The 18,583-nt window shown below is 61.1% G+C and carries 18 protein-coding genes; 7 read left to right on the top strand and 11 right to left on the bottom strand.

The window, feature by feature from the left end:
* Positions 1–11: 11 nt before the first annotated feature.
* The 3 genes from mreD to mreB form a co-directional block, all read right to left on the bottom strand.
* A complete protein-coding gene (gene mreD, locus HX839_RS11745) occupies positions 12–500 on the bottom strand; it encodes a rod shape-determining protein MreD (protein ID WP_003216081.1) in 489 nt (162 codons plus the stop codon).
* Complete coding sequence (mreC, locus tag HX839_RS11740; RefSeq protein ID WP_080673268.1) at positions 500–1,609, bottom strand: rod shape-determining protein MreC; 1,110 nt, start codon at positions 1,607–1,609, stop codon at positions 500–502. Before mreC ends, mreD begins: the two co-directional genes overlap by 1 nt.
* A gap of 140 nt (positions 1,610–1,749) precedes the next feature.
* A complete protein-coding gene (gene mreB / locus HX839_RS11735; RefSeq protein ID WP_002555108.1) occupies positions 1,750–2,787 on the bottom strand; it encodes a rod shape-determining protein MreB in 1,038 nt (345 codons plus the stop codon).
* A gap of 210 nt (positions 2,788–2,997) precedes the next feature.
* On the opposite strand from mreB, the gene gatC reads away from it, so the two are divergent.
* The 6 genes from gatC to HX839_RS11705 all read left to right on the top strand — a co-directional run bounded on the left by gatC (position 2,998) and on the right by HX839_RS11705 (position 8,257).
* On the top strand, positions 2,998–3,285 hold the full coding sequence (gene gatC / locus HX839_RS11730) for an Asp-tRNA(Asn)/Glu-tRNA(Gln) amidotransferase subunit GatC (RefSeq protein ID WP_003216077.1): 288 nt from the start codon (positions 2,998–3,000) through the stop codon (positions 3,283–3,285).
* Positions 3,286–3,301: 16 nt separating this feature from the next.
* Entirely contained in the window at positions 3,302–4,753 is a 1,452-nt protein-coding gene (gene gatA, locus HX839_RS11725) for an Asp-tRNA(Asn)/Glu-tRNA(Gln) amidotransferase subunit GatA (protein WP_003216075.1), read from the top strand.
* 10 nt (positions 4,754–4,763) lie between these two features.
* Complete coding sequence (gatB, locus tag HX839_RS11720) at positions 4,764–6,209, top strand: Asp-tRNA(Asn)/Glu-tRNA(Gln) amidotransferase subunit GatB (RefSeq protein ID WP_177067073.1); 1,446 nt, start codon at positions 4,764–4,766, stop codon at positions 6,207–6,209.
* A 193-nt stretch (positions 6,210–6,402) separates the two neighbouring features.
* Positions 6,403–6,774 carry a septal ring lytic transglycosylase RlpA family protein gene (locus HX839_RS11715; protein WP_003216071.1) on the top strand — a complete coding sequence of 124 codons (372 nt, stop codon included), beginning with the start codon at positions 6,403–6,405 and terminating at the stop codon, positions 6,772–6,774.
* A gap of 59 nt (positions 6,775–6,833) precedes the next feature.
* Positions 6,834–7,880, top strand: a complete 1,047-nt coding sequence (locus HX839_RS11710; RefSeq protein WP_256344707.1) for a calcium/sodium antiporter — start codon at positions 6,834–6,836, stop codon at positions 7,878–7,880.
* Positions 7,877–8,257, top strand: a complete 381-nt coding sequence (locus tag HX839_RS11705) for a carboxymuconolactone decarboxylase family protein (protein WP_003216068.1) — start codon at positions 7,877–7,879, stop codon at positions 8,255–8,257. The genes HX839_RS11710 and HX839_RS11705 overlap by 4 nt, the downstream gene beginning before the upstream one ends.
* On the opposite strand, the gene HX839_RS11700 is transcribed toward HX839_RS11705, so the two are convergent.
* The 5 genes from HX839_RS11700 to kdgD form a co-directional block, all read right to left on the bottom strand.
* Positions 8,254–9,195, bottom strand: a complete 942-nt coding sequence (locus HX839_RS11700; protein ID WP_003216066.1) for an AEC family transporter — start codon at positions 9,193–9,195, stop codon at positions 8,254–8,256. The genes HX839_RS11705 and HX839_RS11700 overlap by 4 nt on opposite strands.
* A 175-nt stretch (positions 9,196–9,370) precedes the next feature.
* Positions 9,371–10,924 (bottom strand): galactarate dehydratase, encoded by a 1,554-nt coding sequence (garD, locus tag HX839_RS11695; protein ID WP_177067072.1) that lies wholly within the window; start codon positions 10,922–10,924, stop codon positions 9,371–9,373.
* Positions 10,925–10,937: 13 nt separating this feature from the next.
* A complete protein-coding gene (locus HX839_RS11690; protein WP_167662905.1) occupies positions 10,938–12,302 on the bottom strand; it encodes an MFS transporter in 1,365 nt (454 codons plus the stop codon).
* Positions 12,303–12,519: 217 nt separating this feature from the next.
* Positions 12,520–13,965 (bottom strand): aldehyde dehydrogenase family protein, encoded by a 1,446-nt coding sequence (locus HX839_RS11685; protein WP_003216060.1) that lies wholly within the window; start codon positions 13,963–13,965, stop codon positions 12,520–12,522.
* Between the two features lie 54 nt (positions 13,966–14,019).
* Positions 14,020–14,931: a 5-dehydro-4-deoxyglucarate dehydratase gene (gene kdgD, locus HX839_RS11680; RefSeq protein ID WP_003216058.1), complete on the bottom strand. Its 912-nt coding sequence runs from the start codon at positions 14,929–14,931 to the stop codon at positions 14,020–14,022.
* A 224-nt stretch (positions 14,932–15,155) separates the two neighbouring features.
* On the opposite strand from kdgD, the gene HX839_RS11675 reads away from it, so the two are divergent.
* A complete protein-coding gene (locus HX839_RS11675; protein ID WP_003216055.1) occupies positions 15,156–16,310 on the top strand; it encodes a hypothetical protein in 1,155 nt (384 codons plus the stop codon).
* Positions 16,311–16,511: 201 nt separating this feature from the next.
* Here the strand turns inward: HX839_RS11675 and HX839_RS11670 are convergent, their stop codons facing one another.
* From HX839_RS11670 to HX839_RS11660, 3 genes are all read right to left on the bottom strand, one after another.
* Positions 16,512–17,261 carry a FadR/GntR family transcriptional regulator gene (locus HX839_RS11670; RefSeq protein ID WP_008437251.1) on the bottom strand — a complete coding sequence of 250 codons (750 nt, stop codon included), beginning with the start codon at positions 17,259–17,261 and terminating at the stop codon, positions 16,512–16,514.
* A 170-nt stretch (positions 17,262–17,431) separates the two neighbouring features.
* Positions 17,432–17,851 (bottom strand): ClpXP protease specificity-enhancing factor, encoded by a 420-nt coding sequence (locus HX839_RS11665; protein ID WP_003216051.1) that lies wholly within the window; start codon positions 17,849–17,851, stop codon positions 17,432–17,434.
* Positions 17,852–17,868: 17 nt separating this feature from the next.
* Entirely contained in the window at positions 17,869–18,486 is a 618-nt protein-coding gene (locus HX839_RS11660; protein ID WP_003216049.1) for a glutathione S-transferase N-terminal domain-containing protein, read from the bottom strand.
* Positions 18,487–18,583 lie beyond the last annotated feature (97 nt).

The following is an 18,583-nucleotide window of genomic DNA, read 5'->3' as shown; positions in this document are numbered from 1 at the left end:
TCGCGATCCATTCAATTGATTTTATAGCGACGACGCAATCCACGCAGGCCAAAACTGACCCAGGGCCACAACAGCGCGCTGACCAGCGCGGGCAACACCAGCGCCAGGGTCGGTTGGCGGTTGCCGGTCAAGGCGCTGAGCCACAGCTGTACCAACTGCGCCAGGCCGAAGATCACCAGGATCACCAGGCACTGTTGCCACATCGGGAACATCCGCAGGCGCTGCTGCAATGACAGCACCAGGAAGGTAATCAGGGTCAGGATCAACGCGTTCTGCCCGAGCAGGGTGCCGTAGAGCACATCCTCCATCAGCCCCAGGCACATGGCCGTGACCATCCCGACCTTGTGCGGCAGCGCCAGGGCCCAGAACGCCAGCAGCAAGGCGAGCCACAGCGGGCGCAGGATCTCCATGAATTGCGGCAGCGGCGAAACGCTGAGCAGCAAGCCGATGGCAAAGGTCAGCCAGACGATCCAGCCGTTACGCGAATGAGTACCGGCCATTATTCTTCCCTCTGCCGAGTGGTTGCCGGGGCCGCGGCCGGTGGTTTGGCGGCGGCGGGCGGTTTGGCAGCGGCAGGTGTTGCAGCCGCAGGCTTGGCCGGACGCGCGCTATGGGCCACAGGCTTGACCGGTGTCGCAACCGGCGCGGCTGGCGTTGCCGGAGCGGCTGCCGGGGCAGCAGGTGCCGCCGGTTTTGGCACGGTGGCCGGAATGATCGGCGCGGTGCCGTTTTGCTTGTCTTCCGCTTCCTGGGCCTGGGCGGCTTCGTTGGCACGCTCTTCCGGGGTGCGGTTGTCACTGAACACCAGCAACAGGTAACGGCTGCGGTTCAACGCGGCGGTCGGCACGGCGCGCACAATGGCGAACGGCTGGCCGGAATCGTGGATCACTTCCTTGACCGTCGCGACCGGGTAGCCTGCCGGGAACCGCTGACCCAGGCCGGAGCTGACCAGCAGGTCGCCTTCCTTGATGTCGGCGGTGTCTGCGACGTGACGCAACTCCAGGCGTTCCGGGTTACCGGTACCGCTGGCAATCGCCCGCAGGCCGTTGCGGTTGACTTGCACCGGGATGCTGTGGGTGGTGTCGGTCAGCAACAGCACGCGGGAGGTATAAGGCATCAACTCCACCACCTGGCCCATCAAGCCACGGGCATCGAGCACCGGTTGGCCAAGGACTACGCCGTCGCGCTCACCCTTGTTGATGATGATGCGATGGGTGAAGGGGTTCGGATCCATACCGATCAACTCGGCCACTTCGACCTTCTCATTGACCAGCGCAGAGGAATTGAGCAACTCGCGCAGCCGAACGTTCTGCTCGGTGAGGGCCGCGAGCTTTTGCATGCGCCCCTGCAGCAGCAGGTTTTCGGTCTTGAGTTTTTCGTTCTCCGCCACCAGTTCGGTGCGGCTGCCAAATTGACTGGCGACACCCTGATAGAGACGCTGCGGCAGGTCAGTGATCCAGTACGTCTGCATCAGGACCAGCGACATCTGGCTACGCACTGGCTTGAGCAGTGTGAAGCGGGCATCGACCACCATCAGCGCAACCGATAGCACGACCAGCACCAACAGGCGCACGCCCAATGAGGGGCCTTTGGAAAAAAGCGGTTTAATAAGCCGCTCCTCCCAGGCAAATGTTTTCTTTATTCATACGGCATCAAACCGGCCTGGATGCAGATTGAAGAAGATAAACGCCAACAGGCAGCACTGCAAAGTGCTGCCTGTGAGCGAAACATGGGCAAACCAGCAAATTCTTATTCGCTGGAGAGCAGGTCCATGGTGTGTTTATCCATCATTTCCAGTGCACGGCCACCGCCGCGGGCGACGCAGGTCAACGGGTCTTCAGCGACGATCACTGGCAAACCGGTTTCCTGGGCCAGCAACTTGTCGAGGTCGCGCAGCAAGGCGCCACCACCGGTCAGTACCAGGCCACGCTCGGCGATATCGGAAGCCAGTTCCGGAGGCGATTGCTCCAGGGCGCTCTTCACCGCCTGAACGATGGTGGCCAGGGACTCTTGCAGAGCTTCCAGCACTTCATTGGAGTTCAGGGTGAAGGCACGTGGAACGCCTTCGGCCAGGTTGCGACCGCGAACATCGACTTCGCGAACTTCGCCGCCCGGGTAAGCGGTACCGATTTCCTGCTTGATGCGCTCGGCGGTGGATTCGCCGATCAGGCTGCCGTAGTTGCGACGCACGTAGGTGATGATCGCTTCGTCGAAGCGGTCGCCGCCAACCCGTACGGATTCGGCATACACCACACCATTGAGGGAGATCAGGGCGATTTCAGTGGTACCACCACCGATATCCACCACCATCGAACCGCGCGCTTCTTCAACCGGCAGGCCGGCACCGATCGCAGCGGCCATTGGCTCTTCAATCAGGAACACTTCACGGGCACCGGCGCCAAGGGCCGATTCACGGATGGCACGACGTTCCACCTGGGTGGACTTGCACGGAACGCAGATCAGCACACGAGGGCTGGGCTGCAGGAAACTGTTTTCGTGAACCTTGTTGATGAAGTACTGCAGCATCTTTTCGCAGACACTGAAGTCAGCAATCACGCCATCCTTCATCGGACGAATGGCAGCAATGTTGCCCGGTGTTCGGCCCAACATGCGCTTGGCCTCGGTGCCAACGGCAACGACACTTTTCTGATTACCATGGGTCCGAATGGCCACAACCGATGGCTCATTCAGGACGATACCGCGCTCGCGCACGTAAATAAGGGTGTTGGCAGTGCCCAGGTCGATGGAAAGATCGCTGGAAAACATGCCACGCAGTTTCTTGAACATGGGAAAGGGACCCTAGGCAACGCGTGGGTAAAAAAGTGCGGCAAACTCTAACAACGACAGGGATTTTGGGCAAGGCGCCAATGTGCTAAATTGGCCGACTTTCTGTGCACCAACCCCCACAATCGCGGCCATATGACCGTAGAAATGCGGTAGTGTTCCTACAATCTAACACACGGATAGCTTCCGTTCTGTTTTCCACTGGAGAATCCCATGGCGCTTGAACGCTCCGACGTGGAAAAAATCGCTCATTTGGCCTGCCTGGGCCTCAATGAAGCCGATCTTCCACAGACCACCGCAGCCCTGAACAGCATTCTCGGGCTGGTCGACCAAATGCAAGCCGTGAATACCGACGGCATCGAGCCCCTGGCTCACCCGCTGGAAGCCAGCCAGCGCCTGCGCGCCGACGTCGTGACCGAGCGCAATAATCGCGAGGCTTACCAGTCCATCGCGCCAGCGGTCGAAAACGGCCTGTACCTGGTTCCGAAAGTCATCGACTAAAGGGAAAGAGCCTGCAATGCATCAATTGACTCTGGCCGAGATCGCCCGCGGTCTCGCCGACAAAAAGTTTTCTTCCGAAGAGCTGACCACGACCCTGCTGGCGCGTATCGCCGAGCTGGACCCTAAGGTCAACAGCTTCATCAGCATCACCGAAGAGCTGGCCCTGAGCCAGGCCAAGGCCGCCGACGTACGTCGCGCCAACGGTGAGAACGGCGCCCTGTTGGGTGCGCCGATTGCCCACAAGGACCTGTTCTGCACCCAGGGCATTCGCACCAGTTGCGGCTCGAAGATGCTCGACAATTTCAAGGCGCCCTACGACGCCACTGTGGTCGCCAAGCTGGCCGCTGCCGGGGCCGTGACCCTGGGCAAGACCAACATGGACGAATTCGCCATGGGCTCGGCCAACGAGTCGAGCCACTACGGCGCGGTGAAAAACCCGTGGAACCTCGAGCACGTGCCCGGCGGTTCGTCCGGTGGTTCGGCGGCCGCGGTTGCCGCTCGTCTGTTACCTGCCGCCACGGCCACCGACACTGGCGGCTCGATCCGCCAACCGGCCGCTTTCACCAACCTCACCGGTCTGAAACCGACCTACGGTCGCGTTTCCCGCTGGGGCATGATTGCCTACGCCTCCAGTCTCGACCAGGGCGGCCCCCTGGCACGCACCGCTGAAGACTGCGCAATTTTGTTACAAGGCATGGCAGGCTTCGATCCGCAGGACTCCACCAGCATTGATGAACCCGTGCCGGACTACAGCGCCAGCCTGAATACCTCGATCAAAGGCCTGCGCATTGGCGTGCCGAAAGAGTATTTCAGCGCCGGCCTCGACCCGCGCATCGCCGAACTGGTGCACAACAGCGTCAAGGAGCTGGAAAAGCTCGGCGCCGTGATCAAGGAAATCAGCCTGCCGAACAACCAGCACGCGATTCCGGCCTACTACGTGATCGCCCCGGCAGAAGCGTCCTCCAACCTATCGCGGTTCGACGGCGTGCGCTTCGGCTACCGCTGCGAAAACCCGAAAGACCTCACCGACCTGTACAAGCGCTCCCGTGGAGAAGGTTTCGGCGCGGAAGTACAACGCCGGATCATGGTCGGTGCCTACGCCCTGTCGGCCGGCTACTACGACGCGTACTACCTCAAGGCGCAAAAGATCCGTCGCCTGATCAAGAACGACTTCATGGCTGCCTTTAATGAAGTCGACGTGATCCTCGGCCCAACCACGCCGAACCCGGCCTGGAAGATCGGCGCCAAGACCGGCGACCCGATCGCCGAGTACCTGGAAGACCTGTACACCATCACCGCCAACCTCGCCGGTCTGCCGGGCTTGTCCATGCCTGCAGGTTTCGTCGATGGCTTGCCGGTGGGCGTGCAACTGCTCGCCCCGTATTTCCAGGAAGGCCGCCTGCTCAATGTGGCGCACCAGTACCAGTTGAACACTGACTGGCACACTCGCACCCCTACCGGCTTCTGAGGAGAACACTATGCAATGGGAAGTCGTGATCGGGCTGGAGATTCATACCCAGCTCGCCACCCAATCGAAGATTTTCTCCGGTAGCGCCACCACGTTCGGCGCAGAACCCAACACCCAGGCCAGCCTGGTAGACCTGGGCATGCCCGGCGTGCTGCCGGTGCTGAACCAGGAAGCGGTGCGCATGGCGGTGATGTTCGGCCTCGCCATCGATGCCGAGATCGGCCAGCACAACGTGTTCGCCCGCAAGAACTACTTCTACCCGGACCTGCCCAAGGGCTACCAGATCAGCCAGATGGAATTGCCGATCGTCGGCAAGGGCTACCTGGACATCCCGCTGGAAGACGGCACCATCAAACGTGTCGGCGTGACCCGTGCGCACCTGGAAGAAGATGCCGGCAAGAGCCTGCATGAAGAATTCAACGGCGCCACCGGCATCGACCTGAACCGCGCCGGCACCCCGCTGCTGGAGATCGTTTCCGAGCCGGACATGCGCAGCGCCAAGGAAGCCGTGGCCTACGTCAAGACGATCCACGCGCTGGTGCGTTACCTCGGGATCTGCGACGGCAACATGGCCGAAGGCTCCCTGCGTTGCGACTGCAACGTGTCGGTGCGGCCAAAGGGCCAGGCCGAGTACGGCACCCGCTGCGAGATCAAGAACGTCAACTCGTTCCGTTTCATCGAGAAGGCGATCAACACCGAAGTACGTCGCCAGATCGAGCTGATCGAAGACGGCGGCAAGGTGATCCAGCAGACCCGCCTGTACGACCCGAACAAAGACGAAACCCGCGCCATGCGCAGCAAGGAGGAAGCCAACGACTACCGTTACTTCCCCGATCCGGACCTGTTGCCGGTGGTCATCGAGGACTCGTTCCTGGCTGACGTGCGCGCCACGCTGCCGGAACTGCCACCGCAGAAACGCGAGCGTTTCCAGGCGCAGTTCGGGCTTTCGGTGTATGACGCAAGCGTGCTGGCGTCGAGCCGCGAGCAAGCCAACTACTTCGAAAAAGTCGTGAGCATTGCCGGCGACGCCAAACTGGTGGCCAACTGGGTGATGGTTGAGCTGGGCAGCCTGTTGAACAAACAGGGCCTGGAAATCGACGAAGCACCGGTGTCGGCCGAGCAACTGGGCGGCATGTTGCTGCGGATCAAGGACAACACCATCTCCGGCAAAATCGCCAAGACCGTGTTTGAAGCCATGGCCGCAGGCGAAGGCAACGCTGACGAGATCATCGAAAAGCGCGGCCTGAAGCAAGTCACCGACAGCGGCGCGATTTCGGCCGTGCTCGACGAGATGCTGGCAGCCAACGCCGAGCAGGTTGAACAGTACCGTGCGGCGGATGAAGCCAAGCGCGGCAAGATGTTCGGCTTCTTTGTCGGCCAGGCGATGAAAGCCTCCAAAGGCAAGGCCAACCCGCAACAGGTCAACGAACTGCTGAAAAGCAAACTCGAAGGCTAAACGCGGTGAAATGGTCGGAGCAGGACCTCACGTCCAACTCTGACCCCTTGTGGGAGCGGGCTTGTGTGGGAGCGGGCTTGCTCGCGAAAGCGGTGGATCAGTCAGCCTATTCGTTGCCTGACACACTGCATTCGCGAGCAAGCCCGCTCCCACCCAAGCCCGCTCCCACATCTGTAAGGGGGAAACCTTGAAAATGAAGCGTCTACTCGGCCTGTTGGCCCTGTTCTCTCTGCTCGCCGGCTGCGCCAGCGGCCTCATCGACCCCAACGGCTATGACGAAACCGGCTCCGCTTCCTACTACGGCGCCAAACACCACGGCAACCGCACTGCCAGCGGTGAACCGTTCAACCAGAATGCCCTGACCGCCGCCCATCGTCGCCTGCCCTTCGGCACGCAGGTGAAGGTCACCAATCTCGACAACAACAAAAGCGTCGTTGTCCGCATCAATGATCGCGGCCCGCATACCCGTGGGCGCCTGATCGACCTTTCACGCAAGGCCGCCGAACAGATCGGTATGATCGGCAGCGGCACCGCGCGCGTTCGCGTGCAAGCCCTCAGCAACTGACCGACGGAGCCCAGGCCATTTCCGCATTAACCGCCCTCTCGCCCTTTAGCCTGATCGAACTGATCAGCGGCCTGCTGCTGTTGATCTTCGGCGCAGAAGTATTAGTGCGCGCCGCTGTGCGCCTGGCGGCCAGCCTCAAGGTACGCCCGCTGATCATCGGCCTGAGCATCGTCGCCTTCGGCAGCAGCGCGCCGCAGATGGCGATCAGCTTGCAAGCGACCCTGGCGGACAATACCGACATCGCCGTGGGCAGTGTGATCGGCAGCAGCATCTTCAACACCCTCGTGACCCTTGGCCTGGCAGCCCTGATCATTCCGCTGCGGGTCTCCCGGCAACTGGTACGCCTGGATATCCCGATGATGATCATCGCCAGCCTGCTGGTGTTTGTGCTAGCCGCCAATGAAGAACTCACGCCGATCGATGGCCTGTTACTGCTGGTGGCCCTGGTGGCCTACCTCGGCGTGCTGCTCTACCAGACCCGCCACTCCCGCCGCCCGCGCACCCGGGACACTGTGGTGCAGGCGCCGTGGCTGAGCAGCGTGCTGCTGATGCTCGGTGGACTGTTGATCCTCGTACTGGCCGGGCACCTGCTGCTGGGCGCGGCGGTGGACGTGGCCTCTGACCTGGGCCTGTCGGAACGCATCATCGGTCTGACGCTGATTGGCGTCGGCACTTCCCTGCCCTGCCTGGCCACCTCGCTGATCGCCGCCCTGCGCGGCCAGCGGGAAATTGCCGTGGGCAACGTGATCGGCAGCAACCTGTTCAACCTGCTTGGGGTGCTGGGCTTTACCGCCCTCGTGGCGCCCTCGCCGTTGTCGGTGTCGCCCAATGCCCTGGATTTCGACCTGCCGGTAATGCTCGGCGTGGTCGCCCTGTGCCTGCCGGTGTTTTATTCGGGCTACCGCGTCACCCGGGCCGAAGGCCTGGTGTTCCTGGGCCTGTACCTGGTGTACGGGCTGCACGTGGTGTCGTTCACCTTCGGCATGCCGCTGGCCAACAAGCTTGAACAACTGATGCTGTATTACGTCCTGCCAGCGCTGGTGGCTTTCCTGTTGTTCACCTCGCTGCGAGCCTGGCGCCGCCAACACAAGAGGGAATCGCAATGACCGAACAGAAAAAGCCCGGCGTTGAAATGCGCCGCCAGGTGATGGGTGATGTGTTTGTCGATCGGGCGCTGGGCAATGCCACGGAGTTCAGCCAGCCGCTGCAGGATTTTGTCAACGAGCATGCCTGGGGCAGCGTGTGGAATCGCGAAGGGTTGCCGCTGAAAACCCGCAGCCTGATCACCCTCGCCGCGTTGACCGCCCTCAAGTGCCCGCAGGAACTCAAGGGCCACGTGCGCGGCGCGCTGAACAACGGTTGCACCGTGGAGGAGATTCGCGAGGCGCTGCTGCATTGTGCGGTGTATGCCGGTGTGCCGGCGGCGATTGACGCCTTCCGCGCCGCGCAGGAAGTGATCGACAGCTACCAGAAAGACGCCTAGATCCAGCCACCCGCCTGCAACACGAAAATCCCGATATTCGTGGTCACCGCCGCCATCAGGGTGGTGATCACGATAATCGCGGCCGCCAGTTCATGATTGCCCTCCGCCGCCCGCGCCATGACAAAACTGGCCGCCGCCGTGGGCGCGCCGAAGTACAGGAACAGAATCCCCAACTCCGGCCCGCGAAACCCCAGCAGCCACGCCCCCAGGGTCGCGATCACCGGCAGCCAGACCATCTTCATCAGGCTGGCACTCAGGGCCATGTCGCCGCTTTTACGCAGCGCCGCCAACGACAACGTGCCACCGATACAGATCAACGCCAATGGCAACGTCATGTCCGCCAGGTACTGCCCGGAGGATTCCAGCCAGCCAGGCAAGCCAATCTGGAAGTACGCGAAGGGCGCCGCCGCGATCACGCTGATGATCAACGGGTTGGCCAGCACGCTTTTGAAAATGCTCCACGGGTCGGACTTGATCACCGGGCTGTACACCGCCAGCACAATGGTCGACAGGGTGTTGTAGAACAGGATCACCAGCGCCGCGAGCACCGCGCCAAGGGAAATCCCGTAGTCGCCGTACATACTGGCGGCCAGGGCCAGGCCGATCACCCCGTTGTTACCGCGAAACGCGCCTTGGGCGTAGATGCCGCGATCTTCCCGCGGGCACCGAAAGATCGCCCAGCCCCAGGCCAGGGCGAAGCTCAGCAGCGTAGCGACGGCGAAGTAGATCAGCAGGCCCGGCTTGAGGGCTGAATGCAGGTCGGCATGGAGAATCCCGAGGAACAGCAACGCCGGCATGGTGACGTTGAACACCAGGGCCGAGGCGATGTGGATAAAGTTGTCGTTGATCCAGTTGATGCGCTTGAGCAGGACGCCCAGGAACAGCATGGCAAACACCGGCGCGGTGATGTTCAGGGTTTGTAGGAAGATTGCCAGCATGCCGGGGAGAACCTTGGGTGGGCGTCGGTAGGTGGCTAATGATAAGCCAGCATGGCCAGCTTCGTCTGGACTACCGCTTTCGCGAGCAAGCCCGCTCCCACATTTGACCGAGTTCTACCTTTGGAATGCAGTCAAATGTGGGAGCGGGCTTGCTCGCGAAGCAGGCGACTCGGTCTTAAGTAATCGGCGCGGGATTGAACAACGTAATGTCGTTATGCAGCTTGTGCTGCTCCGCCCATGTCTGCTTCTTGCCGCTGGCCACATCCAGGTAGAAGTGGAACAACTCCCAACCCAACTCCTCGATCGTTGCCCGCCCAGTGGCGATCCGCCCGGCATCGATATCAATCAGGTCAGGCCAACGCTGCGCCAGCTCGGTGCGCGTCGAAACCTTCACCACCGGCGCCATCGCCAGCCCATAGGGCGTGCCACGCCCGGTGGTGAACACATGCAAATTCATCCCCGCCGCCAACTGCAACGTGCCGCACACAAAATCACTCGCCGGCGTGGCGCAAAAGATCAGGCCCTTGCGATTGAACCGCTCGCCCGGGCCAAGCACGCCATTGATCGCACTACTGCCCGACTTGACGATGGAACCCAACGACTTCTCGACAATATTCGACAACCCACCCTTCTTGTTCCCCGGCGTAGTGTTGGCGCTGCGATCCGCCTCGCCCTTGGCCAGGTAGCGGTCGTACCAGTCCATTTCCCGCACCAGTTCCCGGGCCACGTCCTGGTTCTCGGCACGGGAAGTCAGCAGGTAGATCGCATCGCGCACTTCGGTCACTTCAGAAAACATCACCGTCGCGCCCGCCCGCAGCAGCAAATCCGAGGCATAACCCAGCGCCGGGTTCGCGGTAATCCCCGAGAACGCATCACTGCCGCCACACTGCATACCGAGGATCAACTCCGACGCCGGTACGGTTTCCCGCCGGCGCAGGTCGAGTTTCTTCAGGCGGGTTTCGGCCAGTTCCATGATCTGTTCGATCATTTCGGTAAAGCCGTGGCTGGAGTCCTGCAACCGATACAGCCATGGCTCGCTCAGGTCTACCGAGCTGTCGTTTTCATGCATCACCTGCCCGGCCTGCAACTTCTCGCAACCCAGGCTGATCACCAGGGCTTCACCGCCCAGGTTCGGATTGCGCGCCAGGTTACGCACGGTGCGGATCGGGATGTAGGCGTCGGTGGCCGTGATCGCCACGCCGCAGCCGTAGCTGTGGGTCAGCGCCACCACGTCATCGACGTTCGGGTACTTGGGCAGCAACTCGTCCTTGATGCGCTTCACCGCATGGTCCAGCACGCCCGTGACGCACTGAACCGTGGTGGTAATCCCGAGGATATTGCGCGTGCCCACGGTGCCGTCGGCATTGCGATAACCCTCGAAGGTAAAGCCTTCCAGCGGCGCCTGGGCCTCGGGCACTTCAGTGGACAGCGGCAAGCTGTCCAGCGGCGGCGCCGTGGGCATGCGCAGTTGATCTTCCTGCACCCAACTGCCGCGGGGAATCGGGCGCAGGGCATAACCGATGGTCTGGCCGTAGCGAATGATGCGGCCGCCTTCGGGGATGTCTTCCAGCGTCACCTTGTGGCTTTGGGGAATGAAATCCACCGTTACCAGGCCGTCGGGAAACTCGGTCCCCGTCGGTACGCCCTGGTCGTTGACCACAATCACCACGTTATCCAGCGCGTGCAAACGGATGGAGCGTGGCGAATCGGCATGTTCAATCAACTGCATGACGCGGGCCCCTTCAGGAATGCGCTTGGGAAAGTTTAGTCAGCTCGGGGCCTTTGGCCGGCGGCTCCTTGAGCACTACACGCTTGATCGGGCCAACGATTACCAGGTAGCTGAACACCGCCAGCAATGCGTTGGCACCGACAAACACCAGCGCCCACTTGAAGGAGCCTGTGGTGCTGATGATGTAGCCGATCACGATCGGGGTGCTGATGGAGGCCAGGTTGCCGAACATGTTGAACAAACCGCCACTCAAGCCAGCGATTTGTTTCGGCGAGGTATCGGACACCACCGCCCAGCCCAGTGCGCCAACGCCTTTACCGAAGAAGGCCAGGGCCATGAAGCCCACCACCATCCATTCGATATCCACGTAGTTGCACGCGACAATGCTGCTGGAAATCAGCAAGCCACCAATGATCGGCGCCTTGCGGGCGAAGGTCAGCGAATGGCCCTTGCGCAGCAGGTAGTCGGAAATCACCCCGCCCAACACGCCGCCGATAAAGCCGCAGATCGCCGGCAAGGACGCGATGAAGCCGGCCTTGAGAATCGTCATGCCGCGTTCTTGAACCAGGTACACCGGGAACCACGTCAGGAAGAAATAGGTGATGCCATTGATGCAGTACTGGCCCAGGTACACGCCGAGCATCATGCGGTTGGTCAGCAACTGACGGATGTAATCCCACTTCGGGCCGTCGGTTTTCTTGCCTCTGCCCTTGTCCTGGTCCATGTCGACCATGGCCCCGTTGGCAGCGATGTGCTGGAACTCGGCCTCGTTGATCATCGGGTGCTGGCGCGGGCTGTGGATAACTTTCAGCCAGATCAGCGAGAATACGATACCGATGCCGCCCATCACCACGAACACGTGCTGCCAGCCGAAGGTGTAGACGATCCAACCCATCAGCGGTGCGAACAACACAGTCGCGAAGTACTGCGCCGAGTTGAAGATCGCCGAGGCCGTACCCCGCTCAGCCGTAGGAAACCACGCCGCCACGATGCGCGCATTTCCGGGGAAGGATGGTGCTTCAGCCAGGCCCACCAGGAAGCGCAACATGAACAGCGCAACGATGGCCGTGGAAACACCGAACTCACCGACATAGCCTTGCAGCACGGTGAACAGTGACCAGGTGAAGATACTCAGGGCGTAGACTTTTTTCGAACCGAAGCGGTCCAGCAGCCAGCCGCCGGGAATTTGCCCGGCCACGTAGGCCCAACCGAATGCGGAGAAGATATAGCCGAGGGTGACCGCGTCGATGCCGAGGTCTTTTTGCAGGCTGGAGCCAGCAATGGCGATGGTGGCCCGGTCGGCGTAGTTGATCGTGGTCACCAGGAACAGCATGAGCAGGATCAAATAGCGGACATGGGTCGGCTTGGTCGCTTGCATGAAGATGTACTCCCACTAATTATTTTTTTTGCGGGTAATGTTTTAAAGCTGCTGGGTGGTCCGTTTTGTAGAGATCTGCTCTGTGTGGGAGCTGGCTTGCCTGCGATGACGGTGCATCAGGCGACAATTAAGTTGCCTGACACACCGCCATCGCGGGCAAGCCCGGCTCCCACATAAAGCAGCGCCCACACGAGCCGGCGCCTACAGATATTGCGTATTACGATCCGATGTAGCTGGTTTTCACCACGGTGTAGAACTCTTGCGCATAGCGACCCTGCTCACGCGAACCGTAGGATGAACCCTTACGGCCGCCGAATGGAACGTGGTAATCCACACCGGCAGTCGGCAGATTGACCATCACCATCCCGGCCTGGGAATGACGCTTGAAGTGGTTGGCGTATTTCAGCGAGGTGGTGGCGATACCGGCCGAGAGGCCGAACTCGGTGTCGTTGGCCATCGCCAGCGCCGCCTCGTAATCCGCCACGCGCACCACGTTGGCCACCGGGCCGAAGATCTCTTCACGGCTGATGCGCATCGCGGCTTCGCTGTCGGCAAACAGCGTCGGCGCGAGGAAGTAGCCTTCGGTGTCGCAGGTCACCAGCTCACCGCCGCTGACCAGCCGGGCGCCTTCGCTCTGGCCGATGTCGATGTACTTCAAGTCCTGGTCCAGTTGGGCCTGGGAAACCACCGGGCCGATGTCGGTGCCGGTTTTCAGGGCGTGGCCGACCTTGATCGACTTCATCCGCTCGGCCATGGCCGCGACGAACTGGTCGTGAATCCCGGCGGTGACGATAAAGCGGCTGGACGCGGTGCAACGTTGGCCGGTGGAGTAGAACGCGCTCTGCACCGACAGCTCGACGGCTTGCTTGAGGTCGGCGTCGTCGAGAATGATCTGCGGGTTCTTGCCGCCCATTTCCAACTGCACCTTGGCCTGGCGCGACACGCAGCTGACGGCGATCTGACGACCCACGCCCACCGAGCCGGTGAAGCTGATGCCGTCGACTTTCGGGCTGTTGACCATGGCATCGCCGACCACACGGCCGCTGCCCATCACCAGGTTGAACACACCGGCAGGGAAGCCGGCGCGGGAGATGATTTCGGCCAGGGCCCAGGCGCAGCCCGGTACCAGTTCAGCCGGTTTGAGCACCACGCAGTTGCCGTAGGCCAGGGCCGGGGCGATCTTCCAGGCCGGGATGGCAATCGGGAAGTTCCACGGCGTGATCAGGCCAACCACGCCCAACGCCTCACGGGTCACTTCAACGTTGACGCCCGGACGCACCGACGGCAGGTAGTCGCCGGACAGGCGCAGGCATTCACCGGCGAAGAATTTGAAGATGTTACCGGCGCGGGTCACTTCGCCGATGGCTTCCGGCAGGGTCTTGCCCTCTTCCCGGGCCAGCAGGGTGCCGAGTTCTTCGCGACGGGCGAGGATTTCGGTGCCGACTTTATCCAGCGAATCATGACGCGCCTGGATCCCGGAAGTGGACCACGCCGGAAAAGCAGCGCGCGCAGCGTCGATGGCCGCGTGGACCTGGGCGAGGTCAGCCTTGGCGTATTCGCCAATGACATCAGACAACTCCGACGGATTGATGTTGGCCGAGTAGTCGGCGCCGGCAACCCACTGGCCACCGATGTAGTTTTCAAAACGCTTGGCTTGGGACACGAATTCTCTCCTGACGCAAAAAGCCGCTGATTACTCAGCGGCCTTGGTGATGGGTTATTGCGCGCCTTGCTTGTCGATCAACGCGGCCAGGGCTTCGTATTCTTCCGGCAGCAGATCGGTCAGCGGCGTACGCACGGGGCCTGCGTCGTAACCGACGATTTTCGCCCCGGCCTTGACGATGCTCACCGCGTAACCGGCCTTGCGGTTACGGATGTCGAGGTACGGCAGGAAGAAGTCGTCGATGATCTTGCCGACGGTGGCGTGATCTTCCCGGGCAATGGCGTGGTAGAAATCCATCGCGGTTTTTGGAATGAAGTTGAACACCGCCGAGGAGTACACCGGCACGCCCAGGGCCTTGTAGGCAGCGGCGTAAACCTCTGCAGTCGGCAAGCCGCCCAGGTAGCTGAAACGGTCACCGAGGCGACGACGGATCGACACCATCAATTCAATGTCACCCAGGCCGTCCTTGTAACCGATCAGGTTCGGGCAGCGCTCGGCCAGGCGTTCCAGCAGCGGCGCGGTCAGGCGGCAGACGTTGCGGTTGTAGACCACTACACCGATCTTGACCGACTTGCACACCGCTTCAACGTGGGCGGCAACCCCATCCTGGCTGGCTTCGGTCAGGTAGTGCGGCAGCAGCAGCAGGCCTTTGGCGCCAAGACGCTCGGCTTCCTGGGCGTACTCGATGGCCTGGCGGGTGGCACCGCCGACACCGGCAAGAATCGGCACGCTGGTGGCGCAGGTATCAACGGCGGTTTTCACCACTTGCGAATATTCGCTGGCCGCCAGGGAGAAAAACTCACCGGTGCCGCCAGCGGCGAACAAGGCGGTAGCGCCGTAAGGGGCCAGCCATTCCAGACGCTTAATGTAGCCCGCCTGGTGGAAATCACCCTGGGCATTGAAATCGGTCACCGGGAAAGACAGCAGACCGTGAGAGAGGATGGACTTCAGTTCTTGTGGATTCATTATTCGAACACCCTGGGCGAAGACTTTCTGTTGTGAGATTACGGATGGTTATCTTGATGTCGTACGTCATCGTACAACTATAAAAATATTCGTCAACTGCAATTCATCGCCGCCCTTCTCGATTGCTGCTTTCTTGACGTAGGAAGTTTTTCCTCTATGCTCTGGATAACTGTATATACGTACAGTTATTACGGAAGATTCCTACGACATAGCAAGGAGCTAACATGTCAGATCTTGAACTCGCCACACCTGTGAAAACCCCGCCAACCCTGCGTTTTGAAGGCGGCGAACACACCGCCATCGGCGACGACACCCTGTTGCGTTTCGTCAAGGACGCCCCGCCGATTCCCGCCCGGCAGGTCGAATTGCACCTGCCCAATGGCCTGGCGCTGAGCTACGGCCAGATCATCGCCCTGGGCGGTGATTTCTATGGCATCCCCGGACGCCCCATCAACGAAGGTACATCGCCCGCTGATCGTGTGCAGCGCTTTACCGATGCGTTCAACTCGCTGGCGGTATTGCCAGCATCACGGGAAGAAGCGGGCAAGATCCTCGCGGTGATGCAAAAGGAGATCAATGCGGTCAACCAGGCGATCAAGGATGGCAAGCAACCCCATGAAGCGTATGACGCGCTGGGTGACACCTTGTCCGAGGAATGGAACCGCATCACCGGCGGAGGCAGTGCCGTCTCGGCGCTGATTCCACTGGGGCGCTACCTGAAACTGGCGGCAGACAATGCCGACCACTTTGGCGAATGGGCTTTGGCGGCCTATCTGGCGGGGCATACGGCAGCCTTGCAACAAGCCGTCGTGGCGCATCAGACCGGCACCGACCAGGCGCTGGAACTGGCCTATGCCATGAACAGCTTTGCTGATCACTTTTTGACCGATCTATTTTCCGCCGGGCACCTGCGGGTACCGCGCAAGCAACTGGCGGCGGTGGTGACACCGGGTGAACTGGGCTCGCTGATCAGCCGCTTCATGCACGATGAAGACAGCAAGTTCGGGCTCAATGTGCGCAACGCCCTGGGCGAGCAGTGGCATGCCTACGGTGATAAACGCTATTTCGACAGCAACGATGCGGCCAACCGCGCCATGGTCAAACGCGCCGTGCAGGCCTCGGCCGATGAGATCTTCGAAACGTTTATCAGCGGCATGGCGCCCTCCCCGGCCAACTTCAAGGCACCGCTGTATGTGCCGGACCTGAACGCCGCGCAGAACCCGGCGAACAACTTCTCACCGCTGTTCAAGGCTGAAGGCGACAAGGTGCTGCGACGCAAGGACGTCAACAACCTGAACGACAAGCAGTGGACCAATGACTGGTGGGGTTGGAGCACGTATCTGCTGCTCAAGGACTACAAGCCGAATCAGCCGGCCTGAAAGACTTGAGTTAAGCCTCGCGCACTAACCTGTGGCGAGGGAGCCTGCTCCCGTTGGGCTGCGAAGCAGCCCCGGCAAGAACACGGGGTTCTTTCAGACAGAACCCGGGGCAATGGATTTGGGGCCGCTGCGCGGCCCAACGGGAGCAAGCTCCCTCGCCACAATGAGCTTTCAAGCCACACGCTTACGTCCAGCCTGGAATCAACCGCGCTGCGCTTCCGCCTCTTCATGGGCATGGCGCAGCCGCTCACGGCTGTTGGTCAGGTGCAACCGCATGGCCGCCCGCGCCGCATCCGAATCCTGGCGCGCGATCGCCTCATAGATCTCTTCGTGTTCGCGGCTCAGGCGGCTCATGTAGTGCTGCTGGTCATCATGGGCCAGGCGTGCCGAGTTCAGCCGCGTGCGCGGAATGATGCTGGTCCCCAGGTGGGTCATGATGTCGGTGAAGTAGCGGTTGCCGGTGGACAGGGCAATCTGCAGGTGGAACTGGAAGTCCGACGCCACCGCATCACCGGCGTGGGCCGCACTTTCGTTAAGGGCATCGAGGGCAGCACGCATGCCGGCCAATTGCTCGTCGCTACGGCGCTGGGCGGCGAGCCCGGCAGACTCCACTTCCAGACTGATCCGCAGTTCAAGGATGGCCAGCACATCACGCAGGGTGACGACAGTGGCCGGATCAATCCGGAAACCGCTGGGGCTTGGCGTATCCAGCACAAAGGTACCGATGCCATGGCGGGTTTCTACCTGCCCGGCGGCCTGCAATCGAGAGATGGCTTCACGCACCACGGTGCGGCTGACCCCATGGGCGTCCATGATCGCCGACTCGGTGGGCAGTTTGTCGCCACGTTTGAGTTGGCCGTCGCGGATCTGCTCGGACAACACCGTGACCAATTCCTGGGCAAGGCTGCGGCGCTTGCGGGGAAGACGAGGGGCGGCGCTGGAGTTTTCCATGATGAATCATCTATCTCGGCGATCTGAAGCACGCATGATAGCCCATGGCGGTTGTACGATCACCGTCCTGTCATGACTTTCATCTATAACCGCCGGGGTTTTCGTCAGGCAAAAAAATGCCCCGGCATCGCCGAGGCATTTTCAACGCTGGCCCGAGGGCCCGCGCCTTGTTACTTCACCACTTTCAGACTCGGCCGACCGCTTGGACGCGGCGGCTCGGAATCCGGCGGCGGCACATCATCTTCGCCTTCGAGCTCGATCGCTTCGTCATCCTCAAGGGAAGACTCCAGATCAAACACCATGCCCTGGCCATTTTCCCGGGCGTAGATCCCGAGGATGGCACCGATGGGCACGAACAGCGTATGCGGCACACCGCCGAAACGCCCTTCAAAGCTGACCGCTTCATTGTCCATGTGCAGGTGTCGCACGGCACTGGGTGAAACGTTCAGGACGATTTGTCCGTCACTGGCAAAACCTTGCGGTACCTGAACCGCGGGAAACTCGGAATTGACCAGCATGTGCGGGGTGCAATCGTTGTCCACTATCCACTCATAGAGCGCGCGGACCAGGTAAGGTCGACTGGAGTTCATCAACGGCTCCTTAAGCCTTAGCGCATATCGCGTTCGACACCAGACAGACTCGCCTGGAAAGCCTCACGCGCAAACTGGCGCTCCATGTAGTCAAGCAGCGGCTTGGCAGGCCGCGGCAGTTCTATGCCCAAAATCGGCAAGCGCCAGAGTATGGGTAATAGGCAGCAATCCACCAGACTTTGTTCCTCGCTGAGGAAAAAAGGTTTGTCGGCAAACAACGGCGAAACACCGGTCAGGCTCTCGCGCAATTCCTTGCGCGCCTGAACCCGGGCCGCTTCCTTGCTGCGTGAATCCAGAATCAGGTCCACCAGGCCACACCAGTCACGCTGGATCCGATGGATCAGCAGGCGGCTGTTGGCACGCGCCACCGGATACACCGGCAGCAACGGTGGATGGGGATAACGCTCATCCAGGTATTCCATCACCACGGTTGACTCCCACAACGCCAGGTCACGATCGACCAGGGTGGGCAAGCTGCCGTAAGGGTTCACTTCGATCAGTTTCGGCGGGTGACGTCCCACCTCCACACTGATGATCTCTGCGCTGACACCCTTCTCTGCGAGCACGATGCGTACTCGGTGGGAATAGTGGTCGGCGGGGTCGGAGTAACAGGCCAACCGATTGGTCACGCCCATGGCGGTCCTCCTCGCTTGTTGAAATTATCGGAAGCTCAAAAACGAGCGCGCCCAGTGAGCATCTCCGTGATGCCTGGATAAACCAGACTTACCTTCA

The sequence above is a fragment of the Pseudomonas sp. I8001 genome (assembly GCF_013385345.1).
Lineage (GTDB): Bacteria > Pseudomonadota > Gammaproteobacteria > Pseudomonadales > Pseudomonadaceae > Aquipseudomonas.
The sequence above is the reverse complement of the archived record's forward strand: the minus strand, read 5'-3'. Positions and strand labels throughout refer to the sequence as shown.

Excerpts from the sequence above, each read along its gene's own strand:
- HX839_RS11660 (WP_003216049.1), bottom strand. The coding sequence starts at position 18,486 with ATGGGCGTGACCAATCGGTTGGCCTGTTACTCCGACCCCGCCGACCAC.
- garD (WP_177067072.1), bottom strand. The coding sequence starts at position 10,924 with ATGCAGTTGATTGAACATGCCGATTCGCCACGCTCCATCCGTTTGCAC.
- mreB (WP_002555108.1), bottom strand. The coding sequence starts at position 2,787 with ATGTTCAAGAAACTGCGTGGCATGTTTTCCAGCGATCTTTCCATCGAC.
- HX839_RS11690 (WP_167662905.1), bottom strand. The coding sequence starts at position 12,302 with ATGCAAGCGACCAAGCCGACCCATGTCCGCTATTTGATCCTGCTCATG.
- HX839_RS11670 (WP_008437251.1), bottom strand. The coding sequence starts at position 17,261 with ATGGAAAACTCCAGCGCCGCCCCTCGTCTTCCCCGCAAGCGCCGCAGC.
- gatA (WP_003216075.1), top strand. The coding sequence starts at position 3,302 with ATGCATCAATTGACTCTGGCCGAGATCGCCCGCGGTCTCGCCGACAAA.
- gatB (WP_177067073.1), top strand. The coding sequence starts at position 4,764 with ATGCAATGGGAAGTCGTGATCGGGCTGGAGATTCATACCCAGCTCGCC.
- kdgD (WP_003216058.1), bottom strand. The coding sequence starts at position 14,931 with ATGAATCCACAAGAACTGAAGTCCATCCTCTCTCACGGTCTGCTGTCT.
- HX839_RS11705 (WP_003216068.1), top strand. The coding sequence starts at position 7,877 with ATGACCGAACAGAAAAAGCCCGGCGTTGAAATGCGCCGCCAGGTGATG.
- HX839_RS11665 (WP_003216051.1), bottom strand. The coding sequence starts at position 17,851 with ATGAACTCCAGTCGACCTTACCTGGTCCGCGCGCTCTATGAGTGGATA.
- HX839_RS11700 (WP_003216066.1), bottom strand. The coding sequence starts at position 9,195 with ATGCTGGCAATCTTCCTACAAACCCTGAACATCACCGCGCCGGTGTTT.
- mreD (WP_003216081.1), bottom strand. The coding sequence starts at position 500 with ATGGCCGGTACTCATTCGCGTAACGGCTGGATCGTCTGGCTGACCTTT.
- gatC (WP_003216077.1), top strand. The coding sequence starts at position 2,998 with ATGGCGCTTGAACGCTCCGACGTGGAAAAAATCGCTCATTTGGCCTGC.
- HX839_RS11715 (WP_003216071.1), top strand. The coding sequence starts at position 6,403 with ATGAAGCGTCTACTCGGCCTGTTGGCCCTGTTCTCTCTGCTCGCCGGC.
- HX839_RS11675 (WP_003216055.1), top strand. The coding sequence starts at position 15,156 with ATGTCAGATCTTGAACTCGCCACACCTGTGAAAACCCCGCCAACCCTG.